This window comes from Synechococcus sp. BIOS-E4-1, from assembly GCF_014279995.1.
GTDB lineage: Bacteria > Cyanobacteriota > Cyanobacteriia > PCC-6307 > Cyanobiaceae > Synechococcus_C.
Window position 1 is genome coordinate 1 of the sequence record NZ_CP047935.1, and the last position, 26,953, is coordinate 26,953.

The window sequence follows — 26,953 nt, forward strand, 5'->3', positions numbered from 1 at the left end:
GAATGGTTTTCCACGTTTTCCACAGCGCCTACTACGGCTGTTTTAGTTGTTTGTTCTTAAAGACTTAAACAGCCAGTAAGCAGGAAGCACGGCATGTTCGTTTGGACCATTGCGCTTCGTGCGTCCCTGTGAAACCGTGGGTGACCTCAGGCCTTGCAGCGGACAACGTCGCCATGAAACTGGTTTGTTCCCAAACGGAACTCAACGCTGCCCTGCAACTGGTCAGCAGAGCGGTTGCCGCACGACCAACCCATCCGGTGCTTGCCAACGTGCTGCTGACCGCGGATGCGGGAACGGATCGTTTGAGCCTCACTGGTTTTGACCTCAATCTGGGTATTCAGACGTCTCTGGCCGCGACTGTTGAAACCAGTGGTGCGGTGACCCTGCCGGCGCGACTTTTCGGCGAAATCGTGTCCCGTCTTTCCAGTGATTCACCCATCACCCTTGTCACCGATGAAGTCGGAGAACAGGTGGAACTGACCAGTTTGAGTGGCAGCTATCAGATGCGCGGCATGCCTGCTGATGATTTTCCGGAGCTGCCTCTGGTCGAGAACGGCACAGCGCTCAAACTGGATCCAGCAGCCCTTGTCAAGGCACTGCGCAGCACGCTGTTTGCCAGCAGTTCCGACGAAGCCAAGCAGCTGCTCACCGGGGTGCATCTGCGTTTTGATCGGACCAGTCTTGAGGCGGCTTCCACCGATGGGCATCGTCTGGCCGTGCTCAGCGTTGATGATGCACTTCAGGATCCTCTTGCTCTTTCCGACCAGGAAGCTTCCGAAGATCCTGGCCTTGCTGTCACCCTGCCGGCTCGTTCTCTGCGGGAGGTTGAACGTCTGATGGCGGGATGGAAAGGAACAGACGCTGTCAGTCTCTTTTGCGAAAGCGGTCAAGTGGTGGTTCTGGCCGCTGATCAGATGGTTACCAGTCGCACGCTAGAGGGCACCTATCCCAATTACCGCCAGCTGATTCCTGACTCGTTTAACCGCACGCTGGATCTTGATCGTCGGGCCTTCGTGGCTTCACTCGAACGCATTGCCGTCTTGGCTGATCAGCACAACAACGTTGTTCGCATCGGCAGTGATCCTGAAAAGGGTCTGGTTCAGATCAGTGCCGATGCTCAGGATGTAGGCAGTGGTTCAGAGTCTCTATCGGCTCAAATCGAGGGTGACCCCGTTCAGATCGCATTCAATGTGCGTTATGTGCTGGATGGTCTGAAAGCAATGGATTCGGAACGCGTTCGCCTGCAGTGCAACGCCCCAACAACCCCAGCCATCCTTTCACCGTCCGATGATGCTTCGGGACTCACCTATCTGGTGATGCCTGTTCAGATTCGCTCCTGACCTTGACGCTGCCTGATCCACTGCTGCTCAGTGATCTGCTGAGACACCGTGTGCGCTGTGATCAGGGACTTGATCACGGCATTGGGGTGATGGCCTGGATGCATCCTCCGGTGCATCGCCTGTTGGGTTGGGTCAGCCGTCCTTCCGCCCTGCGCAACTCCCGCACGGTCTGGAGACTTGATCAGTGTCGTGGCCTTGATGATCAGCAGGTGTTTGTGAAGGGGGCACCTTCAGAAATTGATCAGCTCACCCTTGAGCGGCTTCCAACCCTGCTTGATGCAGACTTGCTTGATGCCGATGGAGCGCGCCTTGGCCAGGTTGCTGACCTTGCTTTTGTGCCCTCCACCGGTGAGATTCTGCATTACCTGGTGTCTCGCAGCGATCCACGTCTGCCAGGAAGCAGCCGCTGGCGGCTGACGCCTGATCGCATCGTTGATCAGCAGCCAGGACTGGTCTCGACTGGTCTCCGTGATCTGGATGATCTTCCCGAAGCACGCGCCAGTGTTCGTCAGGATCTCGTCCGCAGGTCCCGTCACTGGCGTGAGCAGTTGCAGCATTTCGGTGATCGTGCCGGCGAACGGCTCGAGGGTTGGTTGGAGGAACACCCATGGGATGAACACCTATCTCGGCGTGATCTGGATGAGCCTGATGTTCGCTCCCAAGCCGTGGATTCAGATCCACTGCAGGATTGGGATGACGATGACTGGATCGATCGTGAGCCGGCCATGCGAAACCGCCGGCCTGTGGAATCAGATGGAGATCCCTGGATCTGAGCTGGTGAGGTCGGGCCGTCGGCAACACTGGGAGCAGATGACCTGTTGACTGTGGTCCAGTCTTCTTCTGTGGCCGAGACGTTTGATGTCGCCGCCGCCCTCCGCCAGGAAGGGCTCACACAGCAGGATTACGTCGAAATCCAGCGTCGGCTGGGGCGGGACCCCAATCGGGCTGAACTCGGCATGTTCGGAGTGATGTGGTCAGAGCACTGCTGTTATCGCAATTCCAGGCCGCTGCTCAGTGGTTTTCCGACGGAGGGGCCTCGCATCCTGGTGGGGCCTGGTGAGAATGCTGGTGTGGTCGATCTTGGAGAAGGTCATCGGCTTGCCTTCAAGATCGAGAGCCACAACCATCCCTCAGCCGTGGAGCCCTTTCAAGGAGCAGCGACAGGTGTTGGTGGAATTCTGCGGGACATCTTCACCATGGGTGCCCGTCCGATCGCTCTGCTGAATGCCTTGCGTTTCGGTCCCCTGGATGATCCCGCCAACGTTGGACTGATGCAGGGTGTGGTAGCTGGCATTGCCCACTACGGCAATTGCGTGGGTGTCCCGACCGTGGGTGGTGAAGTGGCTTTTGATCCCTCCTACAGCGGCAATCCTCTGGTCAATGCGATGGCTCTCGGTTTGATGGAGACCGACGACATTGTCAAATCAGGAGCCTCAGGGGTTGGTAATCCCGTGGTTTACGTGGGCAGCACCACCGGTCGTGATGGCATGGGTGGAGCCAGTTTTGCCAGCGCTGAGCTGAGTTCCGCTTCTCTGGATGATCGTCCAGCAGTGCAGGTGGGAGATCCCTTTCTGGAAAAGGGGTTGATTGAAGCCTGTTTGGAGGCTTTTCAGAGCGGTGACGTGGTCGCCGCTCAGGACATGGGTGCTGCCGGCCTCACCTGTAGCTGTTCGGAGATGGCAGCCAAAGGAGATCTGGGAATCGAGCTTGATCTCGACAAGGTCCCTGCGCGTGAGCAGGGCATGACCGCCTACGAATATCTGTTGTCTGAATCGCAGGAGCGCATGCTTTTCGTGGTGCGTGCTGGCCGCGAAGAGCCTCTGATGGAGCGTTTCCGGCGCTGGGGTCTGCAGGCGGCTGTGGTGGGTCGCGTCCTGGCTGACCCTGTGGTTCGGGTGCTTCAGGCAGGCGTTGTGGCTGCTGAAGTTCCTTCGAGGGCTTTGGCGGAAGACACGCCGATCAATCACCATGATTTGCTCAGTGAGCCCCCTGCTGAGATTCAGGAGCTATGGCGCTGGTCGGAAGCGGATCTTCCCCTCCCAAGCCATGGCCATGACTGGAGCCAGAGTCTTTTGCGTTTGTTGGATGATCCCACGATTGCGAGCAAACGCTGGGTGCATCGTCAGTACGACCAGCAGGTTCTGGCGAACACCGTGGTGTCTTCCGGATCTGCAGACGCAGCTGTGGTCAGACTGCGCCCGCAGCAGGGTGAAGGATCACTGGATGCCTCAGCCAAGGGAGTGGCTGCAACGGTGGATTGTCCCAACCGCTGGGTTGCACTGGATCCTGAACGGGGTGCTCAGGCCGCTGTCGCCGAAGCAGCACGCAACCTGAGCTGTGTTGGCGCTGAACCTCTTGCCGTCACAGACAATCTCAATTTTCCTTCTCCTGAAACCCCAAGGGGCTACTGGCAGCTTGCCAAGGCATGCCGCGGTATCTCGGATGCCTGCAGAGCTCTCAACACTCCCGTGACCGGTGGCAATGTCTCGCTGTACAACGAGATCAAACAAGATGACGGCAGCCTTCAGCCGATCCACCCCACGCCCGTGATCGGCATGGTGGGTGGTGTCGACGACATCGCGACCGTGATTGGTCTGGGATGGCGACAGGCTCAGGATCCCATCTATCTGATTGGTGTCGGCGCTGATGATGCCGAGTCTCTTTGCCTGGGCCTGGCAGGTAGTGCCTATCAACAACTGATGACAGGGACTCTGGCTGGTCGCCCACCTCTGACGGATCTTGCGATGGAGGCCAAGGTTGGCCGCCTCGTGCGTGAGGCCATCACTCGCGGTCTGCTGGGCTCAGCCCATGACTGCAGCGATGGCGGACTCGGCGTGGCTTTGGCGGAATCTTCCATTGCTTCGGGTCTCGGAATCGAGATCGACCTCAGTGTTCAGGGTGTGCGTTTGGATCGCGTTCTCTTTGCGGAAGGCGGGAGTCGGATCGTGGTGTCGGTGAAGGTCGATTGCGTTGGGCAATGGGAAGCGCTGTTAGCTGAGGCGGACGATCTGCCAATCACTCGGATTGGTGTTGTGACTGAACATCCTGGCCTGCGGGTTTGTGTTGATCAGGACCCTTGCCTGAATCTGGACATTGAGCAATGTCGTTCTGCCTACAACAGTGCACTACCTCGTCGAATGGATGGCGTCGCGGAGGTTGGTGAATGATCATCCGCCGCTTTGCTAATGTTGAAATGGTTTTGTTTGTTGTCTTGTTTATCTTTTCCGGCGAGCGGATTAGTATTTTAATAGTGAATTCAATGGGCATGTTGAATTCATTTCATGACTTGGTTGGCGGGGCGTAGTTATGTGTGGAATTATCGGAGTTTTTTCTGCTGATTCTGTTAATCAGCAGATCTATGACAACCTTCTGCTGCTTCAGCATCGTGGACAGGATTCTGCGGGAATCGTCACGATGGATAACTATACATTTCACGTCCATAAACAACGTGGCAGGGTTCGCGAAGCATTCCGAACGCGTGACATGCGCAAACTTCTTGGCAATGTCGGCATTGGACATGTTCGCTACGCCACCAGTGGGGCTGCTGCAGCTGAAGATGAAGTTCAGCCATTTTATGTCAACGCTCCTTATGGAATCACCTTTGTCCATAATGGCAATCTGACCAACACAAGTCAGCTCGAACAAGATCTTTTCAAGATTGATCGACGACATACCAACTCGTCCAGCGACACGGAGATGTTGGTGAATGTTCTTGCCACTGAGATCCAATCCCATCTCACTGGTCCTGATCTTTCTCCAGATCAGCTGTTTGATGCCGTGTCATCTCTGCATCGCAGGGTGAAGGGCTCATACGCAGCGATTGCTCTGATTTCAGGCCGTGGCCTTCTTGCTTTTCGTGATCCTTTTGGAATCAGACCTTTGATTCTTGGTCGCAGGTCTGCAAAAAATGGACGGGATGAATGGATTGTTGCGAGTGAATCACTCGTGATCGAAAACAGTGGTTATGAAATTGTTCGTGATGTTGAACCTGGAGAAGCGATCTTTATTGATTTTGATTTTAATCTCCATCAACGTCAGTGTGCTCGGTCTTCCCAGCTTGTTCCCTGTGCTTTTGAATACGTTTATCTGGCAAGGCCAGATTCTGTTATGAACGGAATTTCTGTTTACGAAACTCGTTTGCGTATGGGTGATCTGCTTGCAAAAACAATATCTGACGCATTACCAGCTGGTGACATTGATGTTGTGATGCCTATACCCGATTCAGCAAGGCCTTCTGCAATGCAGGTTGCTAAACAGCTTGGTATTGAATATCGCGAAGGTTTTTATAAGAACCGCTATGTGGGTCGTACATTCATCATGCCAGGACAGGCAGAAAGGAAAAAATCAGTCCGTCAAAAACTGAATGCGTTAGGTACTGAATTCGCCGGAAAAAATGTTCTAATCGTGGACGATTCAATTGTTCGTGGCACGACCTCGAGGGAAATTGTGCAGATGGCACGAGATGCTGGAGCGAATCAGGTCACGTTCACATCGGCTGCACCCCCTGTTCGCTTTCCCAATGTGTATGGAATCAACATGCCCACAAGAGGTGAACTCTTGGCCCATGGTCGTACGATCGACCAAATTGCAGATGTGCTTGCTGCGGACCATGTTGTTTATCAGAGCGTTGATAATCTCAAGAAAAGTATTGTTCAAGGGACTAATATCGAGGATCTTGAGATGTCCTGTTTTGACGGTTACTATGTGACTGGAGATATTGATGAGAACTACTTTGAGTGGTTGGAAGGAAACTGCAGTTCCTGAAATATAAATTTAATTTCAGCTCTGAGTTTAAGCCCTGAAAGCATTCAACTAAGAAGAGGAACAAGCTGGACCAGTGTTTCGTCTCCTTTGAATGTTAGCTGCGTGGGTTGATTGCAATCCGTGCTGATAGTTGTGTTCTGGATCCGGGCATGCCGTCCTTTGTTGGTGACCACACCGACCAGATCCGCGCTTTCACAGACTGAGACAAGGCGAACATTTTCCTTGCCGTCGCCACTCACTTTCACAGCGATCTCTCCAAGATCCCCGCGTTTGCATCTGCGCAGGTCATTGAGGGAGAGGCGAATCAGATCTCCGTTGTTGGTTCCGATCAGCACTTCTCCGCTGTTTGTTGATTCGGAGCTGCTGCTTGCGGCCGGTTGGCTAACGGCTCCCACAAGGTTTTCTCTGGGGAGCATGCGCATGGTCATTGGACCCTGGGCCAACTTGCCCATCAAGGGCAGGCATTGCTCTTCAACCGGCAGGCAGAGAATTCGACCGATGTCGCTCAGCAAAGCCACCGTTCCGCCTTGCTCGCAGATGGCTGCTGAAAGCAGAGATACGCCTTCCTTCAGTTTCAGGATGGTGGCGGCACGACCTGAGAGCTCCTGAATCTCATCCAAAGGAAGTCTCTTGAAACGGCCATCCGTGGTCAGCAGACCTAGAGACATGCGGCTGTTGGTTTCTTGGTCATCGACTTGGGGAAGCCGAAGCAGGTTGATCACTGTTTCGCCTTCCAGGGCGGTGGGCAGGAAACGCTCCAGTCCACCAGGTTGCTGACCTGCAAACTCCCAGCGCACAAGGGCAATGCGACCACTGGCGGTGAGTGCAAGAAGTCTCGGTGCAGGGTTGATCGGCAGGATCAGTCGTGCCGGAGAAGGTTCATCGCCCAAACCAACCGGTTCGCTCAGATGCAAGCGGCCCAGCAGCTGGGGGCTCACGACCTTCACCTGACCGTCGGTCTGGATCAGGATCCGCGATTCAGGTGGCAGGGCGTCAAGGGCTTGACGGCGTTGCAGTTCGGCATTGGGGCGCTGGTTTGCAGCTCGTTCCGCCAGCAGGTGATCGCCTCCTTCCACGAGACGTGTTCGGCGTGGAGTGGCAAAACGTTTTTTCAGTTGGCGGAGCTCCTGAACCAGGGCATCCAGCAGCTGCTCACGATTGTCCAGTAAGAGCCTCAGTCTCTGCCGTTCAGCTCGCAGTTCCTCAGCTTCCTGGCGCAGGCTCTCCTGTTCCAGGCCCGTCAGCCGCCGCAATGGCATGGCCAGAACCGCGTCAGCCTGACGCTCGCTCAGATCCAGCTGCACCATCAGGCTCGCTCGTGCTGTGGATGCATCACGCGCCTCCTGAATCATGGCGATGACCTTCTGCAAGGAAGCCAGCGCTGTGATCAGGCCCTCCACGACCTCGAGCCGGTCTTCTGTTTTGCGCAGGGCATGGGTGGTCCGACGAATCAGCGTCAGTTCCCGATATTCCAGGAAGGTCTGCAGCATTCGCCGCAGTGACAGCTGCCGTGGTTGACCGTCCACCAGTGCCAGCAGGATCGCCCCGAAATTGCTTTGCAGGGACGTGCGGCGTTGCAGGTCTTTCAGAACGGTGTCCGTCTCGGCGTCTCGCCTCAGTTCCACCACAATCCGCATTCCTTCGCGGTCGCTTTCATCGCGAATGTCGGCAATGCCACCGATCTTTCCGTCGTTGACCTGTTCAGCAAGCTTTTCGATCCAGCCAGCCTTGCTGAGTTGATAGGGCAGCTCAGTGACAATGACCGCGTTGCGCTTGTGTTTGCCTTTTCCTGGCTGCACCTCCTCCACATGGGCGACGCCGCGCATCGGAATGCTGCCTCGACCACGGAGATAGGTGTCGCGGATTCCACTGCCCAGCAGCACCTCTCCGCCTGTGGGGAAATCAGGACCTGGGATCAGAGCCAGCAATTTTTCATCGCTTAGGTCCGGTTTTCGCACCAGCGCCACCAGGCCATCCACCACTTCACCCAGGTTGTGGGGAGGAATGCTCGTGGCCATCCCCACCGCAATGCCGGCACAGCCGTTCAGGAGCAGAAACGGCAGCTGTGCCGGCAGGACCGTCGGTTCCTGTTGGGATCCATCGAAGTTGGCAGCGAAATCGACCGTGTCGTCGCCGATCTCATCGAGTAGTGCCTCGTGGGCGATTGGTGCCAGTCGTGTTTCGGTGTAACGCATGGCTGCAGGAGGGTCATCGTCCACGGAACCGAAGTTGCCGTGGCCGTCCAGCAGCGGGTGGCGGCTTGAAAAGGTCTGGACCTGTCTGACAAGGGCGTCGTAGACCGCCTGATCACCATGGGGGTGATATTTGCCGAGAACGTCGCCGACGACGCGGGCGCACTTGCGGTAAGGGCGATCCGGTGTGAGGCCAAGCTCGTGCATCGCGTAAAGGATGCGGCGTTGCACCGGTTTGAGACCGTCACGGACATCCGGCAATGCCCTGCCCACGATCACGCTCATCGCGTACTCGAGATAGGAGCGCTGCATCTCGTGATGCAGGGCGATCGGTTGAACGCGCTCCTCGGCCATCCGCTCCGGAATCAAGAAGGCAGAAGGCGCTTAGCCTACAGATCTTCCTTCAGAATCACTCAGCCGATTTGGGATCGGCGTTGGCTTCAGCGCGTTCGACGGCTGCTCTGAGGCTGGGTGTCGTCAGCAGAACATCAGTCGCCTGGCGAAGTTTGGGGCCCCAGAGTTGATTCTCCTGATGCCCTGGAAGCACATAGTTGGGGTCTTCAGAGAGCGCCTTGCGTGCCAGTTCAATCGACTCAGCATCGCCGGGAGTCTGTTGATTCAGTGCAGCGGCCAGAGCCAGCATTGGCTCTGGGTTGCGTTTGATCGACAGCACAGAACGCCAGCGTTTGATGGCTTCGGGTGTGTTGCCCATTTCGAACAGCACAAGAGCCTGGTTGTTCAGGGCTTCCCAGAAGCTGGGTTTGATCGATGTGGCCTGTTCAAAAGACTTCAGAGCTTTTCTCAGGTCCGACTGCATGACGTGGGCATTACCGAGATCAAAGTAGGCACCGGCATTTTTGGGGTCCAGTCGCAGACCTTCATCGAGAAGTGAGATGGCGTCTTCCGGACGCTCGTCGCGCAGCGCAATCGAAGCTTCTGCGAACCACAGTCCTGCTTTTCCAGGTTTCAGTGCTTTGGCCTTGGCCAGCGATCCAGCGGCCGCTTTGAGCTGGTCACTGCGCAGCTGCGCTTCAGCCAGAACCGACCACAGTCGTTCGTCATTGGGCTGGAGCCTGACGGCCAGCGCAGCGAGACTTGCTGCTTCCTCCGGTTGCCCCAGGCGCAGCAATTGGGCAGCCGTACGACCGATGCCGACGCCGGCACCTTCCAGTTCCTGGGAGCTGGGTGTGTACACATAGGGAGTCAGAGCCCTGACCGGTGCAGCACTCAGAGCTCCAACGGTTCCTGTCAGCATCGTGATCATCAGAGCTTGATGCCAGCTCCGTCCCCTACGAGCTTGAACTCCCATCACTGATCCAAGAATCAGCTCACACTAGGGGGATTGTCTGGACTAGCTGCAGCTGCATTGCGTCTCCACATCCAGGGTTTGATCCGGCGCAGAGCCGATCCCCGCAGCCGCTCATCCCAGTCTTCATCCGTCCAGCTCTGGATCTGCTCGGCTTTGAGGTCCAGCAACCAGGGTCTCGGTTGCACATCGGGATCATCGCTGGATGGAATCATGCCCTGGTTAAACGGGCAGACGTCCTGGCAGATGTCACATCCTGCGACCCAGGGACCCATGGCTTCGACCATGGCAGCGGGCAGGTCCGGATTGCGGTTTTCCAGAGTGTGAAAAGCGATGCAGCGCCGTGCATCCACAACAAAGGGTTCCGTGATCGCACTGGTGGGACAGGCTTCGATGCAGGCGCGACATTGCCCGCATCGTGCTTTGGCTGGTTGATCGGCCTGGAGTTGTTCCGTCGTGATCAGATGACCGATCACCATCCATGAGCCTCTTCTGGCATGGATCACGTTGCTGTGTTTGCCAATCCAGCCAAGCCCTGCCTCTTCCGCCCAGGCTTTATCAAGCAGTGGTTCAGCATCCACGCAGACGCGCCAGAGACAATTAGGTCGGATTGTTTCCAGCCAGCGGCCGACCCGTCGAAGTCGCTGATTCACCACCCTGTGGTAATCCCTTCCCCAGGCGTAGCGGGCAACCGCCAGACGCTCTGGTTGGCGCTCGGCAGCAACGTGATAGTTCAAGCCCACCGCCAGGATGCTCTGGGCGCCTTCCAGCAGGCTTGCTGCTGAAAGCCGCCGCGGTGCCGCCATCCAGTTCATATCCGCCTGGTGGCCCGCTTCCAGCCAGCGCTGCAATGCGGCGGTCCGCATTTGCAACCGTTGGCTGCCTGGCAGTGAGGCGATGCCAACGGGGTCGAATCCCTCTTCCCTGGCCCGCTGCTTGAGGGCCAGGCTCAGCTCTGCAACGTTGGCTGGATCATTCAAAAACCTGACCTTAAAGTGGGCAACCTTTTGGCATCGTGCCGTGTCAGCTCCCTCCCAAGACTCCTCTTTGCGTGCCGCGCCCTTGTTGCGCTGGTTGGGAATCACGTTGGTGCTTCTGCTCGCATTACAGATCGGAGTTGTTCTCAGTGCGGCGGATTGGAGCGATGGTGTTTTTCAACAGCTACTGATTGAACGCCTTGTGAGCCAGGCTCCGATGGGTTTCGTCGGTTTGCTGTTGATGCTGATTGGGTCCCGTCTGGATCACCCGCAGCAGCTCCGCACACCGATTCGCTGGGTCGTCTGCATCATTTCCGCAGTTCTCGCCGTGGTGATGATCGCAGTGGTTCCGCTTGGAATCACAGGGAATCAGTCTTTGATGGGAGAGGCCGATCAGACCCTTGAGCAAAGGCGCAGTCAGTTGGAAATGGCCCGTCAGCAGTCGGCGAATCCAGAGAATGTGAAGGTTCTCGGTGAGCAATTGGCCCAGGCAGGTCAGCTTCCAGCTGATGCCACCGAGGAGGACAAGATTCAGGCTGCCCAGACGTTCATTGATAAACAGCTGTCACAGATGACTGAGCAGATTCAGCAGGCTGAACGCCAGCGTGATCTCACGATCAATCAGCGTTTCTTCGGCGGCACCATCAGTGCTGCAGTGCTTGCAGTGGCACTGGTCTTGCTTGCTCTCGGCGCTGTCCTCTGACCGCTGGTTAGGTTGGTGGGACTCGTTGGCTCTCGGCCCCCGGCGTTCCTTGGTTCAGTCCAATCCAAGACCTGACCTGCCGCTCAGCGCCAGGCTTCAGAATGATCTCAAGAATGACCTGATTGCGGGTCTTCTGGTGGTCATTCCGCTTGCCACCACCATCTGGCTGTCCACGATTGTCAGCAAATTCGTGCTGGCTTTCGTCACATCGATTCCAAAACAGTTCAATCCATTCATCAATCTCAATCCTCTGCTGCAGGATTTGATCAATCTGGCGCTCGGGCTGACCGTTCCCTTGATGGGAATTCTGTTGATCGGGCTGATGGCGCGAAACATCGTTGGTCGATGGCTGCTCGAATTCGGAGAGGGAACTCTGCAGCGCATCCCTCTAGCCGGTTCCGTTTACAAGACCCTCAAGCAACTCCTGGAAACGTTTCTCCGCGATAACTCACGGCGCTTTCGTCGCGTTGTGCTGGTGGAGTACCCGCGAGAAGGTCTTTACAGCGTCGGTTTTGTCACAGGCCAGGTTGGACCTTCCCTTCAGTCAGATCTTGGTCAGAACCTGCTGAGTGTGTTCATCCCGACGGCACCCAACCCCACCACAGGTTGGTACACCCTTGTGCCCGAAGCGTCCGTCAGAGAACTCGATATTTCCGTTGAGGATGCTTTCAGAACGATCATCTCCGCTGGCATTGTGAATCCGGATGAACGCGAAGCACCGGTGAATCGCAGTTTTTCCAGTTTGATCGCTCAGCTCAGAGCTTCTGTGGCACCCTCATCGTCCTGAGTCGTTCGTTCGATACTTTTCGCTGCTTATGCAAACCCGAACCCTCTCCCGTGAGCTTGCACTGTTTGTTCTCGGTCAGTGCGCTGAGCGAGAGCGTTCCTCGGCGGCGCAGGACAATCTTGAGACACTGCTTCAGAAAGCCCTCGACAGCCTGATGCAGCACTGGCGCGAGGTGCTTGATCATTGCGCTGGGGATTTGGAAAAGGCTCAGCAGTCACTGCTCGACAGCGAGTTGCAGGACGGCAGTGCCTCCACTGATATCGCCGCTGTGCGTACCCATCTGCGCGACACGCTCACTGGCGCCGAACAGGTGCTCAATGGTCTTTCGGCCAGTCTTGAGTTGCCTCGTCTTCTGGCGCTTGCTGATCAAGAACAGGTTCGACAGGAAGCCATGCGTCGAATTCAGCTCGTCCTGAAGTCTCGGCAGGACATCGACAATCAACTGGATGGAGTCATGGAGGGTTGGAGACTCAGCCGACTGCCTCGCATTGACCGCGACATCCTGCGCCTGGCAGTGGTCGATCTCCGTTCCATGAACACGCCGGCTTCCGTGGCCTGCAGTGAAGCCGTGGAGCTGGCCAATCGCTACAGCGATGAACAGGGCCGTCGCATGATCAATGGAGTTCTGCGGCGTCTTCAGAACGCCACCGCTTAGGCGCTGCCTTTATTCGAATGGTTTACGACTGGTTCAATCGAAGCCCCGAGGCTCCTCAGCCTCCTGAGCAGCCATCGAAGTCTGAGCAGACCATCGACCCTGCAACCACTCAGGACAGCTCAGCAGAGACCGCATCGGTCGAAGAATTATCCCAGTCCGAACTGGAGCCAGCTGAATCCGCTCAGGAGTCAACGGATCAGTCCGCCGATGCTTCCGCTGAGGATGACCCGCTTGAGTGGGCACGGCAGGCCTATGCCCGTCTGAAAGCCCAGAAGGAGCTTGAAAAGACCACGCAGTCAGTGGCGCCGGAATCATCCGTCAGTGCTGAACCGATTGCGGTGTCTCCCGAGCCACCTGCGTCCGACTCTGCGGTTCCCGCATCGGAACCCGATTCGCCCAAGCCGTCTGCTCAACAACAGTCTTCTGCTCAACAACAGCCGTCTGCACCAGTTGCTGTTCCTGTTGAAACGCCTGTACCCGCACTGTCTCTGCTTGAGCAGGCTGCGGCTCAGCGGCAGGAACGACAGCAGCAGCTGGAGCAGGCTTCAGCCCCAGTTGCTGCTGAACCAGCAAAGGCCGATTCTGTTCAGCCTCAGCAGACCGCTGATCAGTCCGATGAACCCAGTCTTGGTGAGTTCGATGAAACGTTCACCTGGTCAGCAGAGGTCCTTGCTGCCCAAGGGGTTCGGGCTGATCAGATCACCCTCGAAGAGATCGACTGGCTTGGCCGTCTGCGTCAGGGTCTCGAAAAGACCCGTCAGGGCTTTGTCACAGGTTTGCTGGAAAATCTTGGTGACGACCCGCTCTCACCGGAGGTACTTGACGACCTCGAGACGTTGCTTCTGCGCGCAGATGCTGGAGTTCAGGCCACCGATCAGGTGCTTGATGCTTTGCGACGGCGCATGAATGAACAGGTGGTGGATCCCACTGAAGGCATCCGCTTCCTCAAGGAACAATTGCGTGATCTGCTCGACCAGCCCACGCTTGACAGTGGCGTGAAGTTGCTGGCTCCTCAGCGTGATCAGCTCAATGTGTGGCTGATGGTTGGTGTGAATGGTGTCGGCAAGACCACCACGCTCGGCAAACTCGCCAACCTCGCGGTCCGTAGTGGTTACTCGGCGATGATCGCCGCAGCCGACACCTTCAGGGCTGCGGCGGTTCAGCAGGTGCAGGTCTGGGGAGACCGCAGTGATGTGCCAGTGATTGCCAATGCCTCATCCAACGCTGATCCGGCAGCTGTGGTCTTCGATGCCATTGGAGCCGCCCGTGCCAAGGGCACTGACCTGGTGCTGGTGGACACGGCCGGTCGCCTGCAGACGAAGCACAACCTGATGGAGGAACTGGAGAAAATTCGTCGTGTTGTGGATCGACTGGCTCCAGAAGCTCATGTGGAATCTCTGCTCGTGCTCGATGCCAGCCAGGGACAGAATGGCCTTAAACAGGCGATGGCGTTTGCCAAAGCCGCTGGACTCACAGGGGTGGTGATCACCAAGCTCGACGGCACGGCCCGAGGCGGGGTGGCTCTGGCGGTGGCCTCTGAGGCTGGTCTGCCGATCCGCTTTATCGGAGCCGGTGAGGGGATCCGGGATCTGCGTCCGTTCAATAGTTTCGAGTTTGTTGAAGCCCTGCTGGCGGGTCGCTGACGTTCATCCCTCAACGGCGGATTGAGGGGTTCAGCTTTCTCGGGTCAGAGTTGCTACCTTGCGGTTCCTGCCGGGGGTTGCCGTGAGCAGCAATCCATCACGGCGCCATCCGGCTTCCCCGCTTCGTCCTGGGCCTTCGTCTCTGACAGCGACAACATCACTGCGTCAGTTGCTGGACAGTCTGTCCAAGGAACAGTGCGCCAATCAGGAGCTGCTGGTTTCGATTGGTTTTGCTCTGCGCAGTTTCACCAACCTCAATCGGTTTCTTGAGCTTGTCCCCGTGGTGGCTGCTCGTCTGGTGGGGGTTGATGGAGCACTGCTCATCCCATTTCAGGCCGACGGGCGGCTGTGGACTGACCAGTTGCAGATGCTGTCCGTGCTGCGCTCGGAGACGTTGCTTCAGGCGGTGATCAACCATGAGCCTGGACGTTCGGCCGGGTTTGGCTCCGATGATGCCCTTGTGCTTGGCCTGGATCGACTGGTGCAGAGTCACCTCGGATCGGCCGGTGTTTTCGCCACTTCTCTGGTGGCTCGAGGTCGCCAGCGCGGACGTCTCTATGTGTTCAACACGTCTGGCTCGCTGGTCTGGAGTGACGCCCATCGGCGCAATGTGCAGCTGGTGGCAGATCTCACAGGGGTTGCGATCGAAAACGATCAGATGCTCCAGGAGGCCCGTCTGCATGAGCGAATGGATCGCCAGCTCAGCATTGGTGCCGAGATTCAGGCCCAGTTGCTGCCGGATCATTGTCCGGTGATTGAGGGTGTCGAACTGGCGGCCCGTTGCCGTCCGGCTTTTCAGGTGGGTGGTGATTACTACGACTTCATCCCCACGCGTCCGGAGTTGATCGGTCGTCGTCGTGAGCGTGGTCGCTGGTCACTGGTGATGGGCGATGTGATGGGCAAGGGTGTTCCAGCCGGTCTGTTGATGACGATGCTGCGCGGCATGTTGCGTGCGGAAGTGCTGAGCGGATTACCGCCGGACCGCATCCTTCATGACCTCAACCAGCTCGCGCTCGAGGATCTGTCCCAGTCGCATCGCTTTGTGACGCTGTTCTATTCGGACTTTGATCCGCGAACGCGTCGACTTCGCTTTGCCAATGCTGCCCACAATCCACCGTTGATCTGGCGGGCTCAGCAACGCTGCATCAGTCGTCTGGATGCACCGGGTCTGTTGATCGGTCTGCAGCCTGAGGCGGAATACGGAAGTGGTTCCACGGTGCTCGAACCCGGCGATGTGTTGTTGTATTACACCGATGGCGTCACCGAGGCTCCGGGGTTGACCGGTGATCGTTTCGATGAAGCGCGTCTGATCCGTAACCTTGAGACCGCCTGTCGTTCGGGTACCGGTTCGCAGGGAATCCTTGATCAGTTGTTCGGTCGTCTTGATCGCTTTGTAGGAGCAGACAGACAGCTCGAGGATGATGCCTCGATGGTGGTTCTCAAGGTTCGGGAAGAGGTGATGTTGCCATCGGTTCCACGGTCTCCGGCCTGACAAGCTGAATGAATCTGTGTTGAGGGTCGTCCATGGCCGGTGGAGTGACGGGCGGAGGCTCCGCCACCTGGAGTGATCGGTTCGAACAGGGACTGCATCCCGCGATCGAACGGTTTAATGCCTCGATTGGTTTCGACATCCATCTCCTTCAGGAGGATCTGGATGGTTCAGTGGCCCATGCCTGCATGTTGGCCGAGTGCGGCGTGATTGAGTCGGAGGAGGCTGATCAGCTTTGCAGTGGTCTGGAACAGATCCGCGCAGAGGCGGCTGCCGGCAGCTTCAATCCCGGCCTCGACGATGAAGATGTGCACTTCGCTGTCGAGCGCCGGCTGATTGCTCTTCTGGGGCCGGTGGGAAAAAAGCTCCACACCGGCCGCAGTCGCAATGATCAGGTGGGCACGGATCTGCGTTTGTGGCTTCGTCGTCGAATCGATGAGCTCGACCCGCAGGTGCGGATGTTTCAGACGGCTCTTCTGCGTCAGGCGCTTGAGCACCGCAACACGCTGATTCCTGGTTACACCCACTTGCAGAGGGCGCAGCCCGTTTGTTTGGCGCACCATCTGCTTGCTTACGTGGAGATGCTCGAGCGGGATCGTCAACGGTTTCAGGATGTGCGCAAGCGTGTCAACTGCTCACCGCTGGGTGCCGCAGCTCTGGCTGGAACGCCGGTGCCGATTGATCGGCGCAGCACCGCCGCAGCCTTGGAATTCGAGGATATTTATGCCAACAGCCTTGATGCTGTGAGTGATCGCGATTTCGCTGTGGAGTTCTCAGCTGCTGCATCCTTGTTGATGGTGCACCTCAGCCGTTTGGCCGAGGAGGTGATCTTCTGGGCCTCAGAGGAATGCGGCTTTGTGCGCCTGAGTGATCGTTGCGCCACTGGCAGCAGCCTCATGCCGCAGAAGAAGAATCCTGATGTTCCTGAACTGGTCCGTGGCAAGTGCGGTCGGGTCTTTGGTCATCTACAGGGGCTGCTGACCATGATCAAGGGCCTGCCGCTGGCCTACAACAAGGATTTTCAGGAAGACAAGGAAGCGCTGTTTGATGTGGTGAACACCAGCGTTCAGTGCATCGAGGCGATGACGATCCTGATCGAGGAAGGGCTGAGTTTTCGTCCTGATCGGCTGGAAGCCGCCGTTGGTTCTGATTTTTCCAATGCCACTGATGTGGCTGACTATCTGGTGTCCCGACAGGTCCCGTTCCGCGAGGCCTATCAGATCGTTGGTTCGGTGGTGAAGCAGTGTCTGAGTGATGGACTGTTGCTGCGTGATCTGAGCCTTGAACGTTGGCAGCAGTTTCATCCCTCCATTGACGCCGACCTTTTTGATGCCCTGGCGCCCCGTCAGGTTGTTGCCGCTCGTCTGAGTGAAGGTGGCACTGGCTTTGAGCGGGTCGAGGAGCAGTTGGCGCTCTGGAGCGAAAGGCTCGGGTTAGCGAATCAATGATCATTTCGCGAGACCGGGTCTACGCTGAGTAAGCCAGAGGTGATTGATCCTTCTTTGGATCCTGTACCGATGGCTTGTCTGATCCGATTGGGTCCTTTTTCTTCAGGTCCAGCAGTCAAGTGAGCATTTTTGTCGGCAATCTGCCCTTCCGCGCTGAGCAGGAGGACGTAATCGAACTGTTTGCCGCTCATGGAGAGGTCACGAACTGTGCCCTTCCTCTTGAGCGTGACACCGGTCGCAAACGTGGTTTCGCCTTCGTGGAGATGGTCGATGAAGCGGCTGAAGCCGCGGCGATCGAAGCTCTCCAGGGCGCTGAGTTAATGGGTCGTCCCCTCCGCATCAACAAGGCTGAGCCCCGCGGAAGTGCACCTCGTCGTGGTGGTGGCGGCTACGGCGGCGGTGGTGGTGGTGGCGGCTACGGCGGCGGCGGTGGTGGCGGCTACGGCGGTGGCGGCGGCGATCGTCGCTCCGGTGCACGTGGTTGGGAAGATCGCAGCTATGGAGGCGGTTCGTCCGGTGGTGGAGCTGCTGGCGGTGGCGACCAGTCCGGTTCTGCTTACGGAGGTGGTGTTGAAGAGGGTCGCCGCAGTCGTCGTCGTGGTGGTGCTTCCCAGACCGATGGTGGTGGAAGCGGTTATGGCGGTGGTGGAGATGACTACGGCGGCTATGGCGGCGCCGAAGGCTGATTCACCGATTTGTTCAGTTCAGTTTTTAAAGCCCGGCATCTGTGAGTTGCCGGGCTGAACGTTCCAGCACCCTGAGGTCTGACCCTGTCCGCTGGGCTTGCTCACCGAGCTCGCGTCGCCAGTGGCGGGCACCTGGGACTCCTTCCACCAGTTGCACCAGGTGGCGGCAGAGATCCCACAGACGGCCACCCCGTTCCAGGTGGCGTTCGGCATGGGGCATCAGGCCTTTGATTACATCCGAGGCTTTCACGGCCCGTGGAGCCTCGCCATAGATCAGGGCATCCATGGTTGCCCAGCGCAGAGGATGGGCATAGGCGGCCCGGCCAACCATGGCGCCGTCGCAATGATGCAGAGCAGACAGGCACTGCTCCGGGGTGTCGAGTCCGCCGTTGAGCTCGATCATGAGCTCGGGCCTTCGTTGTTTGAGCGCGATCACCCGCTCATGCTGTAACGGAGGGATCGTGCGGTTCTGTTTGGGATCGAGGCCATCCAGCCAGGCTTTGCGAGCGTGCACGCTGAAGCGGCTGGCACCGGCCGCGGCCACCTGATCCACAAAAGCAGTGAGCAGGGTGTCGCTATCGAGATCATCGATACCCACCCGGTGTTTCACCGTCACCGGCAGGCCAGTGGCGGACACCATCGCTTCCACACAGCGCGCCACGCGTTCGGGTTCTGCCATCAGGCAAGCTCCGAAATTGCCAGCCTGAACCCGTGGACTTGGGCAGCCCACATTGAGGTTGATTTCGTCATAGCCCCAGTCCGCTGCCATGCGAGCGGCCTCTGCGAGCAGTTGTGGCTGATCACCGCCAACTTGGAGGGCGATCGGATGCTCCTCCACATCGAAGTCGAGCAGGCGTTCCCTTCTCTTGGTGTAGTGAAGCGCCTGGGCCACCACCATTTCGCTGTACAGCAGTGCATGACAGCTGATCTGGCGCATCAGCTGGCGAAAATGCCGATCTGTGCAGTCCAGCATTGGAGCGATGCTGAAGCGCCAGCAAGGTTCCCGATCGGTTCTGGTGTGGGAATCCATCCCTCCATGCTGCCTGGTTCCTGGTTCCTAGTTGTCTAGAACGGTTTCATCAATAACCCGCCATCAGTGATGCCCTCCACTATCGAAAAGTGGCTGTTGAGCAGACGCTCCATGCTGGTTGCCACGGTTTCAGGTCTGGTTGGTGTTTTCCGTGCTCCGAAGCAGGTTTCCGCAGCCTCTGATGCGTCGGATTCCCAGTGGAATCTCTCCGATCAGGAGTGGAAGAAACGTTTGTCGCCAGAGTCTTATCAGGTGCTTCGCAGGGAAGGCACCGAGCCCCCGTTCACCAGTGCGCTGAACAGCGAGAAGAGGTCGGGCATCTATCACTGTGCTGGTTGCGATCTTTCGCTGTTCTCATCGCAGGCCAAGTACGACAGTGGCACTGGCTGGCCAAGCTTCTGGCAGCCTCTGGCAGGTGCCATCGACACGAAAGTAGATTTCAAGTTGATTGTTCCGCGCACGGAATACCACTGCAGCCGCTGCGGCGGCCATCAGGGTCATGTGTTCAATGACGGTCCCAGGCCCACCGGCAAGCGCTACTGCAACAACGGCGTCGCACTGCGCTTCCAGGCCGCTTGACCTGATTGTGATCGGCGGTGGTCCGGCCGGCTACATGGCAGCGATCACCGCGGCAGAGCAGGGTCTGCGCCAGGTTGTGGTTCTGGAAGCCACGCCGGAGCCACTTCAGAAGGTTCGCATCAGTGGTGGAGGCCGCTGCAATGTGACCCATGCCTGCTGGGATCCGGCGGAACTGTCCAGCCATTACCCCCGTGGCAGTAGGCCTTTGCGTGGCCCATTCAGTCGTTTTGCCTGTGGTGATGCGATTGCCTGGTTTGATGAGCATGGCCTCACCCTTGTTGAGGAACCTGACGGACGCATGTTTCCGCAGCAGAACCGTTCGGAGGCGGTGATCCACTGCCTGCAGAACGCTGCGACTGCGGCGGGTGTGCAGCTGCGGACCAAAGTGATGGTGCAGCAGGTTGCGGCGCAGACGGATGGTGGTTTTGTGGTTGAGGGGCGTGGGCTGGAGCAGCCATTGAAGGCTCGCAAGCTGATGCTGGCCACCGGTGGTCATCCCAGTGGTCGACAGCTTGCGGAGTCCCTCGGTCATCAAGTGGTGCCGCCTGTTCCCTCTTTGTTCAGCCTGTCGCTGAGTACCAAAACACTTGCTGCCTGCAGCGGCATTGCCATTGATGACGTGAACCTTGATCTGAAGCTCGGGGATCAGCGCTTCCGGCAGACCGGTCGGGTGCTGATCACTCACCGCGGACTCAGTGGTCCTGCAACGCTGCGCCTCTCCGCTTTTGCGGCCCGGGCACTTCATCAAAGCCACTACAAGGGAGAACTGAAGGTGGACTGGAGTGGCGGCCTGGGCCGCCAGGGTGTTGAGCAGAGGCTGCGGCAGTGGCGGTTGGACAAGGCTCGACGCACCTTGATTGCGGCCAATCCGTTTGAACACTTGCCGCGTCGCTTGTGGCAAGCCTTTCTGTCTTCCGTTGCTTTGGATGTTGAGCGCCGTTGGGCGGATCTGCCCTTGAAGGCTGAGCGTCATCTGGTCGACATTCTCTGCGCTCAGCGGCTGCTGATTCAGGGCCGGGGCCCATTTGGTGAGGAGTTCGTCACTGCTGGTGGAGTGGCCCTGGGCGAAGTGAACCTGGCCACGATGGAAAGTCGTCGCTGTCCAGGGCTCTATGTCGCAGGCGAACTGCTGGATGTGGATGGTGTCACCGGTGGATTTAACTTCCAGGCCTGCTGGAGCGGCGGCTGGCTGGCGGGACAGGCCATTGCAGCTGTCGAAACCGCAGGAGCTCGCTACTGAATCTGATCAAACACACTGAACATCGGCAGATACATCGCCAGCAGGATTGAGCCAACAATGCCTCCCACCACCACGATCATTGCCGGTTCCAGCATTGATGTGAGTGCCTTAACGGATGTGGCCACCTCGTCTTCGTAGAAGTCGGCCACCTTGCTAAGCATCCGGTCCATTTCGCCGGTCTCCTCGCCGATCGAGAGCATGCTCAGGGCCATGTCCGGCAGAACCTTCTGCCGCGTCAGTGCCGCGCTCAGCAGAACGCCTTCCTGAACCATTGCTCTGGAGTCGAGGATGGCATCGGAAATAATCGAATTTCCCGCTGTTTCACTGGAGATTTCCAGTGACATCAGGATCGGAACCCCGGCTTTGGTCAGTGAGCTGAAGATCCGGCAGAACTGGGCGGTTGCGGTTTTCATGATCAGATCACCGAACAGCGGCAGTTTCAGCGTCAAGCGATCCACAACTCGTCGGCCTTTATCAGTCGCGTAGTAGCGGCTGAACAACCAGACAGCCACAAGCAGCCCACCGGCGAAGACGAGGGACGCTGAAGAACGCAGAAGCTTGCTCAGATCCACCATCAGCTGGGTGAACAGAGGCAGCTCTGCGCCCAGATCTTCAAAGATGTCTGCGAAGGTCGGGATCAGAAAAATGGTCATGCCCAGGAACACCAGGATTGCGATCACCAGCACTGCCACGGGGTAGCCCAATGCACCTTTGATCTGGTTCTGCAGACGCGCGTTGTCCTCCAGAAGTTTGGACAGCCGTTTCAGGGATTCATCGAGTACTCCGCCAGCTTCTCCGGCCTCCACCATGGCCACCGTCAGTTGATCGAACACCTTCGGCCACTGGCGCATAGCTGCTCCCATGGCTGTTCCCTGGTTGACCTCCATGCCAACAGCGGTGAGCGCTTTCTTGAACATCGGTAGCTTCTGCTGCGTGGCCATCAGATCGAGACTGCGCACGATCGGCACCCCTGCATCCACGAGCGCCGCAAGCTTGCTGGCCCAGACCGCTTTCTCCTTCACTCCAGGGGGTTTCTGGAAGGCCTCTCCCAGATCAATGGAGAGAAAGCTCCCGCCGGATGTCCCGTCGGCTTTGGCAGCAGTACCTTTTTTTCTGTTTCGTCCGGAACCGGTTTTGCTGGTACGCAACTCGGTGGCTTTGATGCCCCTTCGTCTCAACTGACGTTTCGCAGTGGTCACATCGTTGGCTTGGACCGTCATGGTCCGCTCCTGACCGGTCGCTGTGGTGTAGGTGGCAGTGAAGGTGGCCATGGCGTTGCTCTTACCTTCAGCTGCTCACAAGTCGTTCCAGCTCTGAGGGCTTGCTGGCTTTAGCCAGTGCTTCCCGCAGATTGATATCGCCATCTGTCACAAGATCTGCCAATGCTTTCTCCAGGGTCTGCATGCCCAGTTCACCGCCGGTCTGAATCTGTGAGTAGAGCTGGGCGGTCTTGCCTTCGCGAATCAGGTTGGCGATGGCCGGTGTGTTGATCATGATTTCCTGAGCCATCACCCGGCCGAACTGGCCAGGCTCGGGATTGCTGCGACGGCAGAGCGTCTGGGAGAAGACCGCCACCAGACTTCCGGACAGTTGCACGCGGATCTGGGTCTGCTGTACGGGCGGGAACACATCCACCATGCGGTCCACTGTCTGCGCTGCGGAACTGGTGTGCAGAGTTCCGAACACCAGGTGACCTGTCTCTGCTGCGCTGATCGCCAGTTGAATCGTCTCCAGGTCGCGCATCTCACCCACCAGGATCACGTCCGGGTCTTCTCGCAGTGCTGCCCTGAGCGCATTGCCAAAGCTGCGGGTGTCTTCATTGAGCTGGCGCTGGTGGACGAGACTTTGGTCGCTTTTGTAGACGAACTCGATCGGGTCCTCAATCGTGAGGATGTGCTCGGCGCGGGTGTGATTGATGTGGTCCAGAAGAGCCGCCAGGGTGGTGGTTTTGCCTGAGCCAGTGGGTCCGGTGACCAGCACCAGCCCCCGTGGTCGCTTGCTGGTTTCGACCACCACCGGTGGCAGGTTCAGCATCTCGATGCTTGGGATGGAACTGCCCAGTGCCCGCAGACAGGCCGCGTAGCTGCCTTTCTGGCGATAGACGTTCACCCTGAAGCGGGCCACTCCCTTCAGGCCGTAGGCGCAGTCGAGTTCCCATGTCTGCTCCAACGTCTTGCGCTGGCTGTTGTTGAGCATTGAGAAGATCAACCGGTTGCAGCTCTCTTCGGGCAGAGCTTCATCACGCATCGCTCGCAGTTGACCGCTGAAGCGTCCGTAGGGGGGCTGGCCGCTGGCGATGTGCAGATCACTGCCTCCGCCTTTGACCAGCTCTTCCATCAGGTCTTCAATCATCAGCTCCATCGCTCGCTCCTCAGTGACGTGGGGTCAGGCAGTACGGACATTCCAGCCAACCTTCCTGGAGTCCGCCACCACAGCTGCTGCAGGTGAGTGTGCTCAGGGCTCTGGCCCGTCGCTCCGATTCCAGGCCGGAATCGGTGAGCACCATGCGGCCCACTTCCTCCAGGGTCGTGTGTCCTTCTCTCACCAGATCGAGGCTGTAGCCCAGCAGGGTTTTCATGCCTCCCTCAAGGGCCAGCTGGCGCACCATGTCAGTGGTGGCACCTTTGGCCACGGTGGTCGCCAGCTCCTCGTTCATACGCAGCACTTCGTAGACCCCCACTCGCCCTTTGTAACCACTGCCCTGACACTGGGGGCAGGGATTGGCCTCGCCTTCATGGTGGTTGGCTCTAAAGAAACTGACGTTTGCCTCACTGCTTGCCATCAGCCCGAAGCGACCGAGCTCCTCTGGATCTGGCCGGTAGGCGATTCGGCACATGGAGCAGACCCGCCGAAGCAAACGCTGGGACACGATCCCGATCAGTGAGGCGCTGACCATGAACGGCTCCACGCCCATCTCACCAAGGCGGGCGATGGCGCTGGGAGCATCGTTGCAGTGGAGGGTGGTCAGCACCAGGTGACCGGTGAGTGCCGCTTCGATGGCTGTTTTCGCCGTTTCCAGATCGCGCGTTTCACCCACCAGCAGCACGTCCGGGTCCTGACGCATGAAGGCCCTCAGTGCCTGGCTGAAGTCAAAGCCTTTTTCCCGGTTCACCTGACACTGGGTGATCCCCGGCAGGGCGTATTCGATCGGATCCTCCACCGTGGAGATATTGATGCCCGGTTCGTTGCGTTCCGCCAGCAGGGAGTACAGCGTTGTGGATTTCCCTGATCCGGTCGGTCCTGTGACCAGGATCATTCCGAAGGGCTTGGACCCCAGGGTGCGCACCAGCGTCAGAGCTTCCGGATTGGAAATCAGCTTGTCGAGCCCCAGCTGCGTGGCGGAGCTGTCCAGAAGCCGCAGAACGATTTTCTCCCCGTAGCGGCTCGGCAGACTGTTGACCCGGAAATCCACGGTCCGGTTCTGGAAGCGGCGTCGGATGCGGCCGTCCTGGGGGAGCCTGCGTTCGGCGATGTCCAGCTCCGCCATGATCTTGAATCTGGAGGTCACGGCAGGCACCAGCCGGCTCGGAAGCGGTTCGATCTGTCTCTGCAGCACGCCGTCCTGACGAAAGCGCAGTTGGAGGCCGGCCTGCTGAGGTTCCACATGGATGTCGCTGGCACCCAGTTCAAGGGCCTGCATCAGGATGCGATCCACCAGATCGATCACCGGTGAGCGTTCTGCATCGTTGAGCCCGGATTCAAGATCGACCGGTTTCGAGGAGTCGGCATCATCCTCATTTGGATCGGCTTCCAGCACCCCGTCGACGCTGAAATCTTTGAGGTAGGAGGTGGCGGTCTCCGCCACGGTTTCGGTTTTTGAATTTTCCGGATCCGTGGGCTGGCTGTTGGTCGCCACTTCAGCGTTGGATTGCTGCGACTTTTCCGTGATTGCCGGTTCCTGGTAGGGCGCAGCAGCTTCCTCGCTGACAGTGGGTTTCCTGCTGAGCAGCTCCGTCAGGCTCTCTGCAAGCGCGGCATGACGAATGGGATCAAATCCCATGGTCTCCAGTTCTTCGAGCAGAACCGGTTCATCAGCGATGCCAAGATTGCCTGGAAGGGTCCTCTGAAGGAGCAATTCCAGTTCCAGAGGCCGGCTTTTGTCGCTCACGGATCAAATTCGCAGAAAGGTGCGGGCTTCCCCCGCTTGTGGGAGGACTGCCTCACCTATCAACATGTCTAGACGTGAATTCGCAACCGGTCAGCATGAGTGGCGATGCTTCCACCCCAGCGCAGGATCCGTCATCGGCTGGTTCCGACGGCCAGCAACCTGCAGTGAATCCAACCGAAACTTTGGACACGACACCAGCCGTGGATGAGGCATCGTCTGCTGAAGGCGCAGCCGCATCGGAGTCAGCTTCCCAGTCCGTGGACAACGAGGCCCGTCTTGAGCAGCTCGAGAAGGAACACTCCGCTCTGAGAGAGGAGCATGAGGTGTTGCGCGGTCAGTACGTTCGCATCGCTGCCGACTTCGACAACTTTCGCAAGCGTCAGAGTCGTGACCAGGACGATCTCAAGCTTCAGCTCATCTGCAGCACTCTCAGTGAAATCCTTCCCGTCGTGGATAATTTCGAGCGTGCTCGTCAGCAGCTCGATCCTCAGACGGAGGAAGCCCAGGGGCTCCACCGCAGCTACCAGGGGCTCTATAAACAGCTGGTTGAGGTGCTCAAACAGCTGGGTGTTGCTCCGATGCGAGTGGTCGGCCAGGAGTTTGATCCAACCCTGCACGAGGCCGTGCTGCGTGAGCCCAGTGAGGAGCATCCAGAAGACGTGGTGATTGAGGAGCTGCAGCGCGGCTATCACCTCGACGGCCGCGTCCTGCGTCACGCCATGGTCAAGGTGTCAATGGGGCCTGGCCCGCAACAGGCTGCCGGCAGCGAGACGTCCACCTCTGATGCCGAGGTCGCGTCTGAAGGGGAGGCTTCGGGAGATGCCAACAGTTGATCAGACATCTGCTTTTACTGTGATCTTCGGGACGTCCAGCTGATGGCCGATTATTACGAGCTGCTCGGTGTCAGCAGGGATGCCGATGCCGACACCCTCAAACGGGCCTATCGGCGATTGGCTCGCCAGTACCACCCCGACATCAACAAGGATCCGGGCGCAGAGGATCGCTTCAAGGAGATCGGTCGCGCCTACGAGGTGCTCAGCGATCCCCAGACCCGAGGCCGCTACGACCAATTCGGTGAGGCTGGGCTCGGGGGTGCTGCTGGCATGCCCGACATGGGCGACATGGGTGGTTTCGCTGATATTTTTGAAACCTTCTTCAGTGGGTTCGGTGGGGCCGCCGGTGGTGGTCGTCAGCAACGTCGCCGTGGCCCTCAGCAAGGGGATGACCTTCGTTATGACCTCACGATCGACTTCGAGCAGGGGGTGTTCGGACAGGAGCGGGAGATTCGTGTTCCTCATCTGGAGACCTGCAGCACCTGCTCCGGCAGTGGTGCCAAGAGCGGCAGTGGTCCCACCACCTGCTCCACCTGTGGTGGAGTCGGCCAGGTGCGCCGGGCAACCCGGACCCCTTTCGGCAGTTTCACCCAGGTGGCTGAATGTCCCAGCTGCAATGGCAGTGGTCAGGTGATTGCTGATCCTTGCAATGCCTGCGGCGGTCAGGGCGTGACTCAGGTGCGCAAGAAGCTGCGCATCAACATTCCAGCCGGTGTTGACACCGGTACCCGTCTGAGGGTGACCGGTGAGGGCAATGCCGGTCTTCGCGGAGGTCCCTCTGGCGACTTGTACGTGTTCCTGACTGTCAAACCACACCCCTCCTTGCAGAGGGACGGATTGACGGTCCACTCTGAGGTGAAGGTCAGCTACCTCCAGGCGATCCTTGGAGACACCATCGAGGTGGACACCGTGGATGGTCCAACCAGCCTTGAGATTCCTGCTGGGACTCAACCCAATGCTGTTCTGACTCTGGAAAACAAAGGCATTCCCAAGCTGGGTAATCCTGTGGCCCGCGGCAATCAGCGCATCACGGTCAATGTGAAGCTCCCCACCCGTCTCAATCATGAAGAAAGGGGACTGCTTGAGGAGCTTGCCGGTCATCACTCCGCCAGGGGAGAGCAGCATCACCACCACAAGAGCGGTCTGTTTGCACGTCTGTTCGGACAGCGTTGA

The 26,953-nt window shown here is 58.2% G+C and carries 22 protein-coding genes; 15 read left to right on the plus strand and 7 right to left on the minus strand.

Translation table 11 applies throughout. From position 1 onward, the window contains the following. Window positions 1-173 precede the first annotated feature (173 nt). From dnaN to purF, 4 genes are all read left to right on the plus strand, one after another. Complete coding sequence (gene dnaN, locus SynBIOSE41_RS00005) at window positions 174-1,340, plus strand: DNA polymerase III subunit beta (RefSeq protein WP_066908917.1); 1,167 nt, start codon at window positions 174-176, stop codon at window positions 1,338-1,340. Window positions 1,341-1,342: 2 nt separating this feature from the next. Beyond that, complete coding sequence (locus SynBIOSE41_RS00010) at window positions 1,343-2,113, plus strand: RNA methyltransferase (protein WP_186539156.1); 771 nt, start codon at window positions 1,343-1,345, stop codon at window positions 2,111-2,113. A gap of 51 nt (window positions 2,114-2,164) precedes the next feature. Next, on the plus strand, window positions 2,165-4,507 hold the full coding sequence (gene purL, locus SynBIOSE41_RS00015; RefSeq protein ID WP_186540612.1) for a phosphoribosylformylglycinamidine synthase subunit PurL: 2,343 nt from the start codon (window positions 2,165-2,167) through the stop codon (window positions 4,505-4,507). A 139-nt stretch (window positions 4,508-4,646) separates the two neighbouring features. After that, window positions 4,647-6,104 carry an amidophosphoribosyltransferase gene (gene purF / locus SynBIOSE41_RS00020; protein WP_066908656.1) on the plus strand — a complete coding sequence of 486 codons (1,458 nt, stop codon included), beginning with the start codon at window positions 4,647-4,649 and terminating at the stop codon, window positions 6,102-6,104. Between the two features lie 44 nt (window positions 6,105-6,148). On the opposite strand, the gene SynBIOSE41_RS00025 is transcribed toward purF, so the two are convergent. Genes SynBIOSE41_RS00025 through queG form a run of 3 tightly spaced genes read right to left on the minus strand, consistent with a single transcriptional unit; the run spans window position 6,149 to window position 10,582 of the window. After that, complete coding sequence (locus SynBIOSE41_RS00025; RefSeq protein WP_186539157.1) at window positions 6,149-8,650, minus strand: DNA topoisomerase (ATP-hydrolyzing) subunit A; 2,502 nt, start codon at window positions 8,648-8,650, stop codon at window positions 6,149-6,151. Window positions 8,651-8,705: 55 nt separating this feature from the next. Next, window positions 8,706-9,560 (minus strand): tetratricopeptide repeat protein, encoded by an 855-nt coding sequence (locus SynBIOSE41_RS00030; RefSeq protein ID WP_369813435.1) that lies wholly within the window; start codon window positions 9,558-9,560, stop codon window positions 8,706-8,708. 59 nt (window positions 9,561-9,619) lie between these two features. Beyond that, the gene (queG, locus tag SynBIOSE41_RS00035; RefSeq protein ID WP_186539159.1) at window positions 9,620-10,582 is read right to left on the minus strand and encodes a tRNA epoxyqueuosine(34) reductase QueG; all 963 of its coding nucleotides are present in this window, start codon (window positions 10,580-10,582) and stop codon (window positions 9,620-9,622) included. Window positions 10,583-10,622: 40 nt separating this feature from the next. On the opposite strand from queG, the gene SynBIOSE41_RS00040 reads away from it, so the two are divergent. The 7 genes from SynBIOSE41_RS00040 (at window position 10,623) to SynBIOSE41_RS00070 (ending at window position 17,990) form a co-directional block, all read left to right on the plus strand. Then, the gene (locus SynBIOSE41_RS00040; protein WP_186539160.1) at window positions 10,623-11,282 is read left to right on the plus strand and encodes an HpsJ family protein; all 660 of its coding nucleotides are present in this window, start codon (window positions 10,623-10,625) and stop codon (window positions 11,280-11,282) included. Window positions 11,283-11,331: 49 nt separating this feature from the next. Then, on the plus strand, window positions 11,332-12,069 hold the full coding sequence (locus SynBIOSE41_RS00045; RefSeq protein ID WP_067093790.1) for a DUF502 domain-containing protein: 738 nt from the start codon (window positions 11,332-11,334) through the stop codon (window positions 12,067-12,069). A 28-nt stretch (window positions 12,070-12,097) separates the two neighbouring features. Next, complete coding sequence (gene nusB / locus SynBIOSE41_RS00050; RefSeq protein WP_186539161.1) at window positions 12,098-12,724, plus strand: transcription antitermination factor NusB; 627 nt, start codon at window positions 12,098-12,100, stop codon at window positions 12,722-12,724. Window positions 12,725-12,741: 17 nt separating this feature from the next. Further along, entirely contained in the window at window positions 12,742-14,367 is a 1,626-nt protein-coding gene (gene ftsY, locus SynBIOSE41_RS00055) for a signal recognition particle-docking protein FtsY (RefSeq protein ID WP_186539162.1), read from the plus strand. Window positions 14,368-14,449: 82 nt separating this feature from the next. After that, complete coding sequence (locus tag SynBIOSE41_RS00060; RefSeq protein ID WP_186540613.1) at window positions 14,450-15,859, plus strand: PP2C family protein-serine/threonine phosphatase; 1,410 nt, start codon at window positions 14,450-14,452, stop codon at window positions 15,857-15,859. A 32-nt stretch (window positions 15,860-15,891) separates the two neighbouring features. Continuing rightward, window positions 15,892-17,304: an argininosuccinate lyase gene (gene argH, locus SynBIOSE41_RS00065; protein WP_186539163.1), complete on the plus strand. Its 1,413-nt coding sequence runs from the start codon at window positions 15,892-15,894 to the stop codon at window positions 17,302-17,304. 119 nt (window positions 17,305-17,423) lie between these two features. After that, complete coding sequence (locus SynBIOSE41_RS00070) at window positions 17,424-17,990, plus strand: RNA-binding protein (protein WP_186539164.1); 567 nt, start codon at window positions 17,424-17,426, stop codon at window positions 17,988-17,990. Window positions 17,991-18,015: 25 nt separating this feature from the next. On the opposite strand, the gene dusA is transcribed toward SynBIOSE41_RS00070, so the two are convergent. Continuing rightward, entirely contained in the window at window positions 18,016-19,020 is a 1,005-nt protein-coding gene (gene dusA, locus SynBIOSE41_RS00075; RefSeq protein WP_186539165.1) for a tRNA dihydrouridine(20/20a) synthase DusA, read from the minus strand. A gap of 69 nt (window positions 19,021-19,089) precedes the next feature. On the opposite strand from dusA, the gene msrB reads away from it, so the two are divergent. Then, window positions 19,090-19,599, plus strand: a complete 510-nt coding sequence (msrB, locus tag SynBIOSE41_RS00080) for a peptide-methionine (R)-S-oxide reductase MsrB (protein WP_186539166.1) — start codon at window positions 19,090-19,092, stop codon at window positions 19,597-19,599. A 34-nt stretch (window positions 19,600-19,633) separates the two neighbouring features. After that, the gene (locus tag SynBIOSE41_RS00085; protein ID WP_255476072.1) at window positions 19,634-20,839 is read left to right on the plus strand and encodes an NAD(P)/FAD-dependent oxidoreductase; all 1,206 of its coding nucleotides are present in this window, start codon (window positions 19,634-19,636) and stop codon (window positions 20,837-20,839) included. Here the strand turns inward: SynBIOSE41_RS00085 and SynBIOSE41_RS00090 are convergent. From SynBIOSE41_RS00090 to SynBIOSE41_RS00100, 3 genes are read right to left on the minus strand one after another with little or no spacing between them, the layout of a single operon-like run. Further along, on the minus strand, window positions 20,833-22,110 hold the full coding sequence (locus SynBIOSE41_RS00090) for a type II secretion system F family protein (protein ID WP_186539168.1): 1,278 nt from the start codon (window positions 22,108-22,110) through the stop codon (window positions 20,833-20,835). The genes SynBIOSE41_RS00085 and SynBIOSE41_RS00090 overlap by 7 nt on opposite strands. 16 nt (window positions 22,111-22,126) lie before the next feature. Next, a complete protein-coding gene (locus SynBIOSE41_RS00095; RefSeq protein ID WP_186539169.1) occupies window positions 22,127-23,200 on the minus strand; it encodes a type IV pilus twitching motility protein PilT in 1,074 nt (357 codons plus the stop codon). A gap of 10 nt (window positions 23,201-23,210) precedes the next feature. Continuing rightward, a complete protein-coding gene (locus SynBIOSE41_RS00100) occupies window positions 23,211-24,947 on the minus strand; it encodes a GspE/PulE family protein (RefSeq protein WP_186539170.1) in 1,737 nt (578 codons plus the stop codon). Window positions 24,948-25,042: 95 nt separating this feature from the next. On the opposite strand from SynBIOSE41_RS00100, the gene grpE reads away from it, so the two are divergent. Together grpE and dnaJ are read left to right on the plus strand one after the other, a co-directional pair. Then, entirely contained in the window at window positions 25,043-25,780 is a 738-nt protein-coding gene (gene grpE / locus SynBIOSE41_RS00105; RefSeq protein ID WP_186540614.1) for a nucleotide exchange factor GrpE, read from the plus strand. Window positions 25,781-25,822: 42 nt separating this feature from the next. Next, window positions 25,823-26,953 (plus strand): molecular chaperone DnaJ, encoded by a 1,131-nt coding sequence (gene dnaJ, locus SynBIOSE41_RS00110; protein ID WP_186539171.1) that lies wholly within the window; start codon window positions 25,823-25,825, stop codon window positions 26,951-26,953.